This is a genomic window from Prochlorococcus marinus str. NATL2A, assembly GCF_000012465.1.
Lineage (GTDB): Bacteria > Cyanobacteriota > Cyanobacteriia > PCC-6307 > Cyanobiaceae > Prochlorococcus_B > Prochlorococcus_B marinus_B.
In genome coordinates this window covers 554,579-568,292 of the sequence record NC_007335.2, presented here as the reverse complement: position 1 = coordinate 568,292, position 13,714 = coordinate 554,579, and the positions used below count along the sequence as shown (strand labels likewise).

Annotated in this window: 16 protein-coding genes and 1 tRNA gene; 11 read left to right on the top strand and 6 right to left on the bottom strand. The window is 35.8% G+C overall.

Annotated elements, in window-relative coordinates; all coding sequences use genetic code 11:
• Nucleotides 1-2: 2 nt before the first annotated feature.
• From hemE to clpB, 4 genes are all read left to right on the top strand, one after another.
• Nucleotides 3-1,061: a uroporphyrinogen decarboxylase gene (hemE, locus tag PMN2A_RS03035; RefSeq protein WP_011293553.1), complete on the top strand. Its 1,059-nt coding sequence runs from the start codon at nucleotides 3-5 to the stop codon at nucleotides 1,059-1,061.
• On the top strand, nucleotides 1,058-2,044 hold the full coding sequence (locus PMN2A_RS03030; protein WP_011293552.1) for an NAD-dependent epimerase/dehydratase family protein: 987 nt from the start codon (nucleotides 1,058-1,060) through the stop codon (nucleotides 2,042-2,044). The genes hemE and PMN2A_RS03030 overlap by 4 nt, the downstream gene beginning before the upstream one ends.
• Nucleotides 2,045-2,098: 54 nt before the next feature.
• Nucleotides 2,099-2,449, top strand: coding sequence for a plastocyanin (gene petE, locus PMN2A_RS03025; protein ID WP_011293551.1), 351 nt, complete (start codon nucleotides 2,099-2,101; stop codon nucleotides 2,447-2,449).
• A 379-nt stretch (nucleotides 2,450-2,828) separates the two neighbouring features.
• Nucleotides 2,829-5,420 carry an ATP-dependent chaperone ClpB gene (clpB, locus tag PMN2A_RS03020; protein ID WP_011293550.1) on the top strand — a complete coding sequence of 864 codons (2,592 nt, stop codon included), beginning with the start codon at nucleotides 2,829-2,831 and terminating at the stop codon, nucleotides 5,418-5,420.
• 55 nt (nucleotides 5,421-5,475) lie between these two features.
• On the opposite strand, the gene PMN2A_RS03015 is transcribed toward clpB, so the two are convergent.
• Nucleotides 5,476-5,946, bottom strand: coding sequence for a 6-carboxytetrahydropterin synthase (locus tag PMN2A_RS03015; RefSeq protein WP_011293549.1), 471 nt, complete (start codon nucleotides 5,944-5,946; stop codon nucleotides 5,476-5,478).
• 77 nt (nucleotides 5,947-6,023) lie between these two features.
• Here PMN2A_RS03015 and hisIE point away from each other — a divergent pair, with 77 nt between their 5' ends.
• From hisIE to PMN2A_RS02990, 5 genes are all read left to right on the top strand, one after another.
• Nucleotides 6,024-6,668, top strand: coding sequence for a bifunctional phosphoribosyl-AMP cyclohydrolase/phosphoribosyl-ATP diphosphatase HisIE (hisIE, locus tag PMN2A_RS03010; protein WP_011293548.1), 645 nt, complete (start codon nucleotides 6,024-6,026; stop codon nucleotides 6,666-6,668).
• 462 nt (nucleotides 6,669-7,130) lie between these two features.
• A complete protein-coding gene (locus PMN2A_RS03005) occupies nucleotides 7,131-8,054 on the top strand; it encodes a sigma-70 family RNA polymerase sigma factor (RefSeq protein ID WP_011293547.1) in 924 nt (307 codons plus the stop codon).
• A 2-nt stretch (nucleotides 8,055-8,056) separates the two neighbouring features.
• Nucleotides 8,057-8,422, top strand: a complete 366-nt coding sequence (locus tag PMN2A_RS03000; RefSeq protein WP_011293546.1) for a YkvA family protein — start codon at nucleotides 8,057-8,059, stop codon at nucleotides 8,420-8,422.
• Entirely contained in the window at nucleotides 8,419-8,751 is a 333-nt protein-coding gene (locus PMN2A_RS02995; protein ID WP_011293545.1) for a hypothetical protein, read from the top strand. The genes PMN2A_RS03000 and PMN2A_RS02995 overlap by 4 nt, the downstream gene beginning before the upstream one ends.
• 13 nt (nucleotides 8,752-8,764) lie before the next feature.
• The gene (locus PMN2A_RS02990; RefSeq protein ID WP_011293544.1) at nucleotides 8,765-9,136 is read left to right on the top strand and encodes a c-type cytochrome; all 372 of its coding nucleotides are present in this window, start codon (nucleotides 8,765-8,767) and stop codon (nucleotides 9,134-9,136) included.
• Here the strand turns inward: PMN2A_RS02990 and PMN2A_RS02985 are convergent.
• The 4 genes from PMN2A_RS02985 to ndhL form a co-directional block, all read right to left on the bottom strand.
• A complete protein-coding gene (locus PMN2A_RS02985; RefSeq protein WP_011293543.1) occupies nucleotides 9,112-9,381 on the bottom strand; it encodes a YciI family protein in 270 nt (89 codons plus the stop codon). The genes PMN2A_RS02990 and PMN2A_RS02985 overlap by 25 nt on opposite strands.
• A 77-nt stretch (nucleotides 9,382-9,458) precedes the next feature.
• On the bottom strand, nucleotides 9,459-10,274 hold the full coding sequence (gene trpA, locus PMN2A_RS02980; RefSeq protein WP_011293542.1) for a tryptophan synthase subunit alpha: 816 nt from the start codon (nucleotides 10,272-10,274) through the stop codon (nucleotides 9,459-9,461).
• 83 nt (nucleotides 10,275-10,357) lie between these two features.
• A complete protein-coding gene (locus PMN2A_RS02975) occupies nucleotides 10,358-10,690 on the bottom strand; it encodes a DUF3007 family protein (RefSeq protein ID WP_011293541.1) in 333 nt (110 codons plus the stop codon).
• Between the two features lie 3 nt (nucleotides 10,691-10,693).
• Nucleotides 10,694-10,963 (bottom strand): NAD(P)H-quinone oxidoreductase subunit L, encoded by a 270-nt coding sequence (gene ndhL, locus PMN2A_RS02970; protein ID WP_011293540.1) that lies wholly within the window; start codon nucleotides 10,961-10,963, stop codon nucleotides 10,694-10,696.
• A 209-nt stretch (nucleotides 10,964-11,172) separates the two neighbouring features.
• Here ndhL and PMN2A_RS02965 point away from each other — a divergent pair.
• Nucleotides 11,173-11,258 (top strand) — tRNA-Leu (locus PMN2A_RS02965).
• 137 nt (nucleotides 11,259-11,395) lie between these two features.
• On the opposite strand, the gene pyrC is transcribed toward PMN2A_RS02965, so the two are convergent.
• Nucleotides 11,396-12,460, bottom strand: a complete 1,065-nt coding sequence (gene pyrC / locus PMN2A_RS02960) for a dihydroorotase (RefSeq protein ID WP_011293539.1) — start codon at nucleotides 12,458-12,460, stop codon at nucleotides 11,396-11,398.
• Nucleotides 12,461-12,608: 148 nt separating this feature from the next.
• Between pyrC and PMN2A_RS02955 the strand changes: the two genes are divergently transcribed.
• Nucleotides 12,609-13,703 (top strand): calcium/sodium antiporter, encoded by a 1,095-nt coding sequence (locus tag PMN2A_RS02955; RefSeq protein ID WP_011293538.1) that lies wholly within the window; start codon nucleotides 12,609-12,611, stop codon nucleotides 13,701-13,703.
• The last annotated feature ends 11 nt before the right edge of the window (nucleotides 13,704-13,714 follow it).

The following is a 13,714-nucleotide window of genomic DNA, read 5'->3' as shown; positions in this document are numbered from 1 at the left end:
TAATGAACGAAACTACTCCTTTACTACTCCGTGCAGCTCGCGGAGAAAATGTTGAAAGGCCCCCAGTTTGGATGATGAGACAAGCGGGGAGATACATGAAGGTATATCGTGACCTTCGTGATAATCATCCAAGCTTCAGGGAAAGATCCGAAAACCCCGATCTTTCTTATGAAATTTCAATGCAACCTTTTAAAGCTTTTCAACCAGATGGAGTGATACTTTTTTCAGACATCTTGACTCCTCTTCCTGGGATGGGAATTAACTTTGACATCGTTGAAAGTAAAGGACCCTTAATAAATGACCCAATAAGAAGCCTCAAACAGGTTAAAGACCTTAAACCCCTTCAACCAGAAGAAAGCATGTCTTTTGTTGGGGAAGTCCTTGGAAGGCTAAGGGAAAGCGTTGGGAACAAGGCTGCAGTTCTTGGCTTTGTAGGTGCTCCTTGGACTCTTGCTGCATATGTTGTAGAGGGAAAAAGCAGCAAAAATTATGCAGTTATAAAGGCGATGGCATTCCAAGAGCCAGAACTACTGCATCAACTTTTAAATCACTTTGCAGAATCAATTGCAAACTACTTGTCCTATCAAATTCAATCTGGGGCCCAAGTAGTTCAAATGTTTGATTCATGGGCAGGACAATTAAGTCCACAAGATTATGACGAGTTTGCTGCGCCTTATCAACAAAAAGTAGTCAATTTAGTAAAAGAAAAACATCCAGATACACCTATGATTTTATATATCTCAGGTAGTGCGGGAGTTATTGAAAGGATGGGACAAACCGGAGTAGATATAGTCTCTCTAGATTGGACTGTTGACATGGCAGATGGACTAAAAAGGCTGCCTCAAGCAGTTGGAGTCCAAGGAAATGTTGATCCAGGACTTTTGTTTGGTACTCCTGATGCTATTAGATCAAGAATTGTTGATGTCGTCAGAAAAGCGAAAGGTAGAAAACATATTCTTAACCTTGGTCATGGAATACTTCCAGGGACGCCAGAAGAAAATGCAAGAGTATTTTTCGAGGCTGGTAAAAATGTGAATGAACTTATAAAAGTTTCATCTTGAAAAACGAAATAATTCTGATTACTGGAGCAAGTGGATGTGTTGGGCAATACATAGCAAATTGGCTAATCGAAAACTCAACTTCAGAATTATTTTTATGGGTTAGAGATCCTAAAAAAATAACTTCAATAAATTTAGAAAACCCAAGGATTAAAATTTTAGTCGGAGATTTGAGAGAATCAAATAAGTTCAAGAAAGAAATTTCAGAAGTCAACAGAGTTATTCATACTGCGACTGCTTGGGGTGATCCTAAAAGGGCGAAAGAAGTCAATATTGATGCAGTAAAAAATTTGCTCAATTTACTAAATCCCTCCAATATCAAACAAATTATTTATTTCTCAACTGCAAGTGTTCTTGACAGAAACTTAAATTTGTTACCGGAAGCTTTTACCTATGGAACAGAGTACATACAAACAAAAGCACAATGCCTCAGAGAGCTTGAATCTCATCAGCTTGCAACGAAGATCATAGCTGTTTTCCCAACACTAGTTTTTGGCGGACGTTTAGACGGTAAAAGTAAATTTCCAACTAGTTATCTTACCGAAGGGCTTAGAGATGCATTGAGATGGATCTGGCTGGCTAGATGGATAAAATTATCCTCAAGGTTTCATTTTATTCACGCAGCAGATATCGCTTTCATTTGCGGGCATCTAGCTAACTCTGATTTCGAGCCTGTACAACCTTTTTCTGCCACTAAAATAAAAAAATTAGTTTTAGGGCAACCCTATACAAGTATTGATGTAGTAATTCAGACGCTTCTAATATGGAAAGGAATGAGAAGAGTCCCTCAAATCCCTATTTTGCCTTGGCTTATTGAACTTATAACTATATTACTACCAATTCAAATGACAAATTGGGATAGATTTAGTCTTAGACAAAAACACTTTATACATGAGCCCGTAACCTCTCCTGAAACCTTCGGGGGTATAAGTCATGCCAAAACGCTAAGTCAAGTTTTACATAATTCTGGTTTAACTAAACACTAAAATGGTAAACAGAAGCTAAAGTAGTAAAATTAAAAAAAGAAAAGAATTAAATCCATGATTCGTTCTATTTCAACAGCGTTATTTGCTTTCTTCGCATTCCTAGTAATTGGCGTAACCAATGTGAATGCTTCAACTGTTGAAGTCAAGCTTGGAACTGATGCTGGAATGCTTGCTTTCGAACCAAGCACCCTAAACATAAGCGCTGGTGACACCGTAAAGTTTGTAAATAACAAACTAGCTCCTCACAATGCTGTTTTTGACGGAAATGATGATCTAAGTCATCCTGATTTAGCTTTCGCTCCAGGAGAGTCTTGGGAGAGAACTTTTAGTACAGCTGGAACATACGATTTTTACTGCGAGCCTCACAGGGGCGCAGGCATGGTTGGAAAAATCGTAGTCAACTAAATCTCCAAAAGAATTTATTTAAGATGGGGGAGACCCCATCTTTTTTTATGAAAATCTATATTTAGAACTTCAATCAAATTCACTGAGCATATTTTTTGAGCAAAAACTATTGCAATTTAAAACATCTAAGGATTTATTATTAGTTGAGAAAAGTGTTAATTCGCCAAAAACTGGGAAAATTTTAATTACGTTAAATCTGCTGATCCATAGAAATAGTAGGTCTAAAGTAGATAAAATTAAGATATTACAAATTCAACTAATTAGTTCAAAAATCAAAGTGATCTAACAAATTTATTTTCCCAAGTCAACAAGGTCGGTTTTCTTATATTTATTCAATCAACAAATTTGAATAGTATAAATTTGGTAATTAATTTAAAGCATGAAGGTAAATCCTGATGATTTCACTAACAATGCTTGGCAAGGGATTATTGATGCAAAAGATTTAGCATTAATTGAAAAACATCAGACTTTAGAGACAGAACATCTTTTTTGGTCTCTTCTAAAGAAAAATGAAATAGCAATAAAAATAATAGAAAGATCGGGCGGAGTAATAAAAAATCTACTCACAGAAATAGAGAGTTTTATAAAGAACCAACCAAAAATGCTACTGGCCCAAGAATCTATTTTCTTTGGCAAAAAAATATCTTTATCAATTTCAAGAGCAAAAAACATTCAACAATCTTTCAAAGATGATTTTATTTCAAGCGAACATTTAGTGATTTCCCTATTTGATGACGAGAGAATTTGTAATAGGTTGTTTGAAGAAAATAATGTCGACAAAAACAGCCTTCTTGAGGCTATAAATGCTCTTAGAGGTGACAAAAAAGTGACCCAGAAAAATGCTGAAAATAGCTACGAAGCTCTTCAAAAGTATGGATTAGACCTTACTTCTGCCGCCAGAGATGGAAAATTAGATCCTGTAATTGGAAGAGATGAGGAGATACGAAGAACGATTCAAATACTAAGCCGCAGAACCAAAAATAATCCTGTATTAATTGGAGAAGCTGGCGTTGGTAAAACAGCAATTATTGAGGGTTTAGCACAAAGAATTATCAATGGTGATGTTCCTACAGCCCTTGAAAACCGTCAACTAATTTCCTTAGACATGGGGGCATTAATTGCAGGTGCAAAATTCCGTGGTGAATTTGAAGAGAGACTTAAGTCAGTTCTTAAAAATGTCACAGATTCAGAAGGGAAAATAATTTTGTTCATCGATGAAATACATACAGTTGTCGGAGCAGGAGCGAGTGGTGGAGCAATGGACGCTAGTAATCTCCTAAAACCAATGCTTGCTAGAGGTGAACTAAGATGCATTGGAGCAACAACCATAAATGAACATAGAGAAAATTTTGAGAAAGACCCTGCGCTGGAAAGAAGATTTCAGCAAATACTTGTAAAACAACCCTCAGTCCAAGATACAATTTCGATCTTACGTGGACTAAAAGAAAGATATGAAGTCCATCATGGTGTTCGTATCTCTGATAACGCTCTAATAGCTGCGGCGATTTTGAGCGATAGATATATACCAGAGAGGTTTTTACCTGACAAAGCAATTGATCTAATAGATGAATCAGCCTCACGTTTAAAGATGGAAATAACATCAAAGCCAGAAGAAATTGATGAGATTGATAGAAAAATCATCCAACTTGAAATGGAGAAATTATCTTTGGAAGGTGAGTCAGACACCTCAAGTAAAGAGAGACTAGAATTAATTACGTCAGAACTAGCATTGCTAACAAAAAATCAAATTGAAGTAAACAAAAAATGGAAACGAGAAAAAGAATCAATCGAAGAAATTTCAACACTTAAAGAAGAAATTGAGAAAGTACAACTAGAAATAGAAAAAGCAAAAAGGAATTATGACCTCAATAGGGCTGCTGAACTTGAATACGGCACCCTTGTGAATTATCAACAAAATCTAAAATCAAAAGAACTTAATCTAAAAAATTCCTCTCAAAATGCCGAAAAATCACTTTTGAGAGAAGAGGTTGTAGCCGATGATGTAGCTGAAATAATTGCAAAGTGGACATCTATCCCCGTTAAAAGACTGGCTCAAACAGAAATCGAAAAATTACTCAATCTTGAATCTGAGCTTCAAAAAAAAGTTATTGGTCAAGATAAAGCCGTTCAATCAATATCTTCTGCGATACAAAGATCTAGGACAGGACTTAGTGATCCAAGCAGACCAATCGCAAGTTTTTTATTTTTAGGACCGACAGGCGTGGGGAAGACAGAATTGTCCAAGGCTTTAGCTTCTCAACTTTTTGATAGTGAAAATTCCTTAATCAGAATAGACATGTCTGAATATATGGAAAAGCACTCTGTAAGTCGCTTAATTGGCGCTCCTCCTGGTTACGTTGGTTACGAAGCAGGTGGACAATTAACAGAAGCAATCAGAAGAAAACCTTATTGCGTTTTGCTCTTCGATGAAATTGAAAAGGCACATAAAGATGTTTTCAATGTATTGCTTCAGATACTTGACGAAGGCCGAGTAACTGATGGACAAGGAAGAACAACAAATTTCAAAAACACTATTATTATTCTCACCAGTAATTTAGGAAGCGAATTAATTTCTGAAAATGATGTAACTAATGATCCTTTGACAAATATAGATGAACTTATTAATCAAGAACTGAAATCAAATTTCAGGCCTGAGTTCCTAAACAGACTTGATGAAATAATTAATTTTGAACCACTTAAAAAAGAAACTCTACTTAAAGTAGTCGATTTACAATTAAACCGTTTAAGAGAAAGGTTAGGAGCTAAAGGAATCGAGCTTAAAATTGATGATGATGTCCTATTTTTCATTACTGAACTTGGATACAACCCTAGCTATGGTGCTAGGCCCTTAAAAAGAGTTATTCAAAAAGAACTAGAAAGTGAAATAGCAAGATATATTCTTAAAGGCAAATATAAAGAAGGATGCACTATAAAGATAGAGAATAAAGAATCAAAATTAATTTTCCACTAAAAAACTTAAAAAACTTAAAACGTTAATTGTATTTCAACAGGAAAATTTTACTGTATCAAGGGGTGAACCACTCAGGGAGGAAGGTATAACTAGCGGAATTAACATCATTTTCATGTGCTATTGCTCTCCAACAACAAGATCTACCTTTCTCTCTTGAAAATAATAAATCATTTGCCCATCCCCACACTAATTCAGCAGTTGATTCCATACCAACATTGTTCATAACTCTAAGATCTAGTACTTCTTTAGAGTGAAGTTCTTTCCATGTTTCAAGAAAAGGGTCATCAGAATTGACTAGAAAAGTATGATCAAAATGATCTTTTAAGTGCTCTTCCAAAGGTCTCAGACTTGAGAAATCGACAACGAAGCCATTTTCATCAAGTTTGTTTGAAGCAAAATAAAAGGTAAAGCTTCGACTATATCCATGAACATAACGACAGTGTCCTTTATGTTTCCATTGACGGTGAGAGCATGGATAGTCTTTAAAATGCTTTGAGCAATTAAATGTAATATCTTTAATCGTCATAAAAAGATGAATAAAAAACCAATAGAGGATTAAATTTAAATAATTAAAGTTAAAAAGCCTAACTGGCTTAATTAAAAATGTTTTTTATAGATAATCTTCATTTTGATCAAAACGGCTTGATCCCAGCCATAGCGCAAGATTGGGTCGATGGCGCAGTCTTAATGATGGCATGGATGAACAAAGAATCCATTACAAAAACATTAGAATCTGGTGAGGTTCACTATTGGAGTCGTTCAAGGAAAGAACTTTGGCACAAAGGAAAAACGAGCGGACATTTTCAAAAATTGAAAGGAATTAGGACTGATTGCGATTCAGATACAATACTTTTGTCAATTGAGCAAATTGGTTCAATCGCATGCCATACAGGGAAAAGAAGTTGTTTTTTTAAAGATTTAGAAACAAATAAAGACGTTCTTCACCCTCCATCTAATGCTTGTAGTGAATTATTCAACGTCATAGAGAGTCGTAAGAGTAATCCTGAGGAGGGAAGCTATACAAATACTCTTTTGAAGGAAGGCGATAATAAAATCCTAAAAAAGATAGGAGAAGAAACAGCCGAATTTATTATGGCTTGTAAAGATAAAAATCCTATTTCAGTTGCTAATGAGGCTGCAGATCTACTTTTCCATATGCAGGTTTCTCTAGCCCATCAAAACGTTTCCTGGGAAGAAGTTCTAAAAGTTCTAGTCAAAAGAAGAGGCGCTCCCAGAAGAAATCAATAGGCAAAGAACTAACTCTTTTATAATCTTTTTTACTTATAAATAAATTGCTTTGGTAGAAAGACAAAGAATCAAATTAATAAAAAGTCTTGAAAGAGAAAAAAACAAATCAACTGATTTTCTTAAATCTTTGGTAATTTATCGTTTACCTAAAATCAGGAGTAGTGCGTAAAAATAATTTTTTCGAGACTAAGAATTCTTTAAAGAGTTTTATAGGTAAAGAAACTGCTTTAAAGAATGTCGTTCATATCAATGATTTTAAGACATTTTAATTAAAACATAATTTATCTAATTTTATTTTAAAAAAGCCAACTAAAGAACAAAGGAAACTTTTTTTAGATTAATTGACCTGGCGAAGGCATTAAGAATAGATAAAAGGATTACTAATAAATTCCGAACACTTTATTACGCCTATTGAAAGTAAACAATTTTTCTCTAGGTTATAAATATAAGGAGGAATAAATCGTGAGTTCTTTAAGCGACTTTCTTGGAGAAATAGGAAGACACGAATTGCTCACACCAGAGCAAGAACTCACTTTGGGTAGAGAAGTGCAAGCAATGGTTGCACTTAATGAACGCTGTCAACAAGCTGGAGGTCATGGACCAGAGTGCGAATATTCAAGCGCAGAGAAGAAAAAATTTAAGGCAGGGGAACGGGCCAAGAATCAAATGATCACAGCAAATCTGAGGCTTGTTGTGAATTTGGCCAAGCGCTATCAAGGCAAAGGGCTTGACCTTCTTGATTTAATTCAAGAGGGCACCTTAGGATTAACAAGAGCTGTTGAGAAGTACGATCCCAAAAGAGGTCATCGATTTTCAACTTACGCTTACTGGTGGATTAGGCAAGGACTAAATAGAGCGCTATCAACGCAAAGTAGAACAATACGAATTCCTGTAAACATAAATGAGAAACTAACAAAACTTCGTGCTGCCAAGTCTCGACTAATGCAAGAGCTTGGGGTTCATCCCTCAACTAACCAGATAGCCATACAAATGAAAATTCCTTTAGAGGAAGTAGAGGAATTACTTGCATGCGAGCTGAGAAGTATCACAGTGAGCTTGCAAGGGGCAGTCAAATCTAAAGCAGACCCCTCTGAGCTTGTCGATATTCTTCCAAGTGAAGAAGTACCTCCCATGGAACTAGCTGAATTAGCAGAGAGAAGTGCATCAGCTTGGTCGTTATTGGATAAATCAAATCTCACACCCAAAGAGAGAACGATACTAAGCCTTCGATTTGGCCTAGATGGATCGAACGAATGGAGAACTCTAGCCGAAGTCGCCAGACAAATGAATTGCAGCAGGGAATATTGCAGACAAGTAGTTCAACGTGCATTAAGAAAGTTGAGAAAAACAGGGATTCAAAGTGGTCTTTTAGAGAAAAGTATTTAATTGTGGTTAGTTCAAGAAACTCCAATAAAGAAGTTTTTGAAGCAGAGGTACTTGAAAGTTCTGTTATAGACGAGGGGGTACTTAAAAAGATCTTATTAAGAGCAGGCAGAGTAATTGCACAGCCTGCTTTAGAGGGATTTGAACTCATTATGGATAATACAACTCCTCCCCAAGTGAGGTTATCCATTATGGGAGCACTTACTTATTTAATTGTTCCTTTTGATTTAATTCCCGACTTTATTCCCGCTTCAGGTTTTAGCGATGATCTTGTGGCCCTAACAGCTGTCATTAGTCTATGGCAACATCACATTACTCCAGAGATAAAATTCAGAGCAAAATCTAAGCTGGATAAATGGTTTCCACTATGAGCAAAGAACGCTGGTCAAAAGATATCGAAGAGGATCTAGTACTTCTAATCAAAGACTGGTTAAGGCAAACAGGTAGAACGCAATCAGAACTTTGCCGAAGTCTTAATCTCCCTTCAGCAAGAATGCCAACTTTAATTGAATCTTTAAAAAAAGATTTTAGTTCTGGTGGAATTCCAAAAATTGCAAATCGACTTTGTGAAGTTGAAGAGTTATGGACAAACGGTGAAGAAGGGAAAACAAAGAAGAGCTTTGAATTAAATTCTTCTGGACAACTTGATCTTCTTGACGAGATTTGTGAGGATCTTTCAAAAATTAATTTCAATAAATAAGGTTTACAAGACTATGAAAAAAAATACAAATTTTTTTTTCATAAAATTAAGAGTTTTTTTTCTAATCAGTATTTGTTGCACATTTTTTTATTTAAGTTTGCCAAAAGAGCTCAATGCTATTGAAGCAGATTCAGGGAGAACTCTTTTTAACCACAACTGTGCTGGATGTCATATTAATGGTGGGAACATCATCAGAAGATCAAAAAATTTGAAGATTTCATCATTAAAGCGTAATGGAATTGACAATCCAGAAGCTATAGCGAAGATCGCAAGACAAGGGGTAGGAATAATGAGTGGTTATGAAGATGAGCTAGGAGATAATGGCGACCAAATCGTAGCTAATTGGGTCTGGGAGCAAGCTCAAAAAGCTTGGGTCCAAGAGTAAATTTCGAAATCAGTCCATATTCCCTCTCTCCAGTAAACGTCCTCTTTGATAAGACTTCTAATATATTCAATGTCTCCAGATTTAAATATCCCAAAAACATATCTATTACATTTTGTCGGGCCTAAAGTTATTAATATACCTTTTTCCTTAAGTAATGAGAGCCTTTGAAGATGCTCTTCCCTAAAAGGTGTTCTCTTTAGTAGAGCATCTTCACAGTAAGACCCCCAAAGGACAAATTTATCCATGGTTTTCAATTTAAATAAAGACAATATTTCTCAAGATCAAACATAGAAAAGAATTCAATATTCAGCTTGATCTGTTGCTATTTAAAAAAATATTCATTAGTTGCGGCTCTTAGTTCTTTACAAAAAGAACCAGCTTCTTCGACTTTCATTTCGATCGAGGCATTAGCAATTCTTTTAACTAAAGCACTACCAACAATTGCGCCATCAGCGCCCCATTCTCTAACTTGTTCAATGTGTTTTACATCTGAAATTCCAAAGCCCACAGCAATTGGACTAGATGAAGAATCTTTTAGTTGTTGCACAAGAGATCCTACATTATCTTCTAATGATGACCTTTCTCCAGTCACCCCAGTAACACTTACAAGATAAGTGAATCCATTAGAAGTCGCTGCGATTCTTTTCATACGATCCTTTGGGGTTGTAGGAGCAACAAGTAAAACCAAATCAATTTCCTTAGATTCAGCAATATCAGAAAGTTTTTCTGCTTCCTCTAGAGGAAGATCTGGTACGACAAGTCCTGAAACACCTACTTTCGATGCTTGCAAGCAAAATTCTTCCAGACCTTTATTAATAAGTGGGTTTGAGTAAGTAAATAAAATTATTGGTATTGTCAATTGATCTCTCAATTCAAACAACATTTTAAAAACCCTGTCAGGGGAGGTTCCTGCAGAAAGAGCTCGAGAAGCTGCTAATTGAATAATCGGACCATCTGCTAAAGGATCACTGTATGGAATGCCTAGCTCAATCATGTCAGCGCCATTTGCCTGAAGCTCTAACAAAATCTTTGCTGTAGTTTCCAAATCAGGGTCACCTGCCATAAGGAAAGGCATTAGTGCAATTCTTTTCTCCTTTTTTATTTTGGAAAAAGACCTACTGATATTTGTACTTTTCAATGTTCTAAGACTTGGGTCTCTTTCTTTTTTATCATTTTTGTATCCCTAAGAGTAAAAAATTATTGAGACTTAGTAATTAAAACTTAAGTTTGTTCAATACTTTCTTCCTCAACGGATTTTAGTAATTCATTTTTTTCATCATCTGTCATTGCCTCAAACTTTTCTCTGATTTTTTCATCAGTCAATTTTTCATAAGCCTCTCTGTATCTTTTACGTTGCTCCATAAAAGTCATATTCCCAGAAAAAACCCTAAAAAGGTAAGAAGCTGTCCATGCAAAAATAATTAAAATTAATATTGACTGCGCAGCAATACCCGCTGATATTGATTCAAATCCAAGCAACTGAAACATTTCATATCCCAAGCCTCCTAAAACAAAAACAATAAAACCTATTTGAAAAACCTGTGCTCTTGTCAAAGTTCAAGACCCCTCTTTCCCATTCATTCTTAAATTAAGAAACGGCGCAAACAAAATCATTCCTGGAAAGAAAAGAAACACAAGTCCATATATAAAAAGGCGTTCTAACTTTCCCATAACATTCCAACGATTATTCATCCAATAAAAAAGAAATAAAGGAACTACCAATAAATACATCCCCCCCAATACCGCATATGCAGATAATGTAATTATTGGATTAACAGCTCCGATTAATCCAAAAGGGATTAAACACACAATCGAGATCAAAGACATTACTTGAGTGAGGGGAGTTGAACCCCCACAGCTAAAAAGCGGCCAACAGATTTCAAGCTGGGTGGATTCATCGAGAACACTGACTGCGACTCAAGGATTTTCATTAATAGGATTCTAGTTCATGGTGAAAAATGTGCAGAGTTTTAAGTTCAGTAGATGACATCTGTTGGCGGTAATTAACCTAGGGTTATAGGATTGAAGAACCACTTGCCAGCGTGGTGGAATTGGTAGACACACAGGACTTAAAATCCTGAGATCCGCAAGGGTCGTACGAGTTCAAGTCTCGTCGCTGGTATTCGTTTATGAATGGCCTCACCACATCTATTTAGGGGGTGGATATTAGTTTGTAAATAAACTTGCATAGCTTTTAAAGTTTTCCATCCACCAAAAGTCATTAAATCAAATTGTTTTACATAAGGATCAGCAATCTCACTAAACATCCTCTATTGCCCATCTAAGAGTTTCTCCTGAATGAAATGGTTTTACAAAATCATTGGGATCACCATCTAATCCAACATCAATCATTTGAGGTACGGAAATATCTTTTCTAATTAAAGTTATTCTCTCTGTGTTTAAAGGTAATCCATAAAAAGTTGCTCCATTAATACTTGAAAAAGCTTCAAACCTATCTAGGGCATTTTCCTCTTCGAAAACTTTTAAATAGCTTTCCAAAGCGAAAGGGGCATTAAAGATTCCTGCACATCCACATGAACTTTCCTTAAATCTACGGGTATGAGGTGCTGAATCAGTTCCCAGGAAAAAGCAAGGTTTACCGCTAGTAGCCGCTTGTCTTAGAGCAATACGATGGATTTCACGTTTAGCTGTTGGTAAGCAGTAAAAATCACTCCTTAAACCACCATTGAACATTGCGTTTCGATTGATATGTAGATGATGAGGTGTGATTGTAGCGGCTATATCAAACTCACTTTTTTCTACAAAGTCAATTGCATCTATGGTCGTGATGTGTTCTAAAACCACTTTAAGTGATGAAAATGTTCGTAATAGTGGTTCAAGGTGACGCTCAATAAAAACAGCTTCTCTATCAAATACATCAACATTAAAATCGGTCACTTCTCCATGAATCAATAATGGCATACCAATTCTTTCCATCGTCTCAAATAAATTGCTGACTTTACTTATATCTGTAACCCCATAAGAAGAATTAGTTGTCACATTAGCTGGATAGAGCTTTGCCCCATGAAAGACACCTTCTCTAAAGCCTCTCTCTAAGACATTCGCAGGCATATCATCTGTAAGATATGCTGTCATTAATGGGGTAAAAGAAACACCTTTAGGGATAGACTGGATAATTCTTTTTTTATACTCTTGTGCTTGGCTTAAAGTAGTTATTGGCGGATCAAGATTAGGCATGATGATTGCACGGCAAAACACATCAGCTGTATGACTTAAAACACCTTTAAGAATCTTTCCATCTCTCAAATGCAGATGCCAATCATCCGGCTTTAATAATGAGATTTGATTAACAGAAGCAATCACAGGATTAAAGCTTTTTCAATGTATATCTTATGCAACCTTGATCTATAAGTCTTCAAGTATCCATAAAGGGCTAAGATATTAAGATAATACCAAATGGAAATAATATAAATTAATTCACTAATTAAGTTTCTCAATAAATCACTCAATTATGCCATCAATATTATTGTCATTTTTAGAGCTTATTGCTGGGATACTTTTACTTTTTAGCGGCGGGGAGTTCTTTATTCAAGGATCTGTAGCTTTAGCCTTAATCCTTGGGATTCCTCAACTAGTCATTGGTTTAACAATAGTATCTCTAGGGACAAGTGCACCTGAACTATTTGTGAGTGTCAACTCCTCCCTCAATGGATCAGATAGTCTAGCTTTGAGCAACATTGTTGGCAGCAATATTTTCAATGTGATGGTAGTTCTCGGAGGAAGTGCACTTTTACGACCATTAAGAGTTGAAAGTCGTCTTGTAAGAAGAGACATTCCTCTTCTTTTAGCAGTCTCAACTGCCGTTTGGGGGATGGCCGCTTCAGAGCTGATAACTTGGCAATTTGGAGTAGCTTTAATAGTTGCGCTAATAATAAATACCACTTGGGAAATTCGTACAGCAAGAGAGGAACCTCAAAAAACCCAAGAAGCAGAGCCAGAAATCAATATAGAAAAAGACTCAACCAGTTTATTAAAGGCAGGCGTGAAATTATTAGGTGGTATTTTCTTGCTAACTCTTGGATCACGACTTTTAATAGAAGGCGCATCTACAATTGCAGGATTGTTAGGGGTAAGCGAAGCTATAATTGGGTTAACGATAGTTTCACTGGGCACTTCTTTACCTGAGTTAATCACGTCATTAGTGGCCGCTATTCGTGGTCAAACTGATCTAGCGATAGGCAACGTAATTGGAAGTTGTTTATTAAATCAATTACTAGTTTTAGGTAGCTGTTCTCTATTATCTGGAGGCAGTGGTTTAGTGGTTGAGAGTTTACTAATAACTAAGGATATTCCTATCATGGTAATTACTACACTTGCGTGCATGCCAATTTTTTGGACAAAAGGAATAATAAGTCGAGGAGAAGGTGGCGTTTTATTAGGATTGTATATGCTTTATATTGCAGACAAAATAATACCTCTAACTCTACCAACTTTACATACAGCATTCAAAGAATTAGTTTTTATAGCTATATTATTAGCAATAACAATAATTATATACAAAACAATTGCTTACTGGTTAAGACTAAGAAAAAGTTCTAATAACTAATGCCTTCTCTA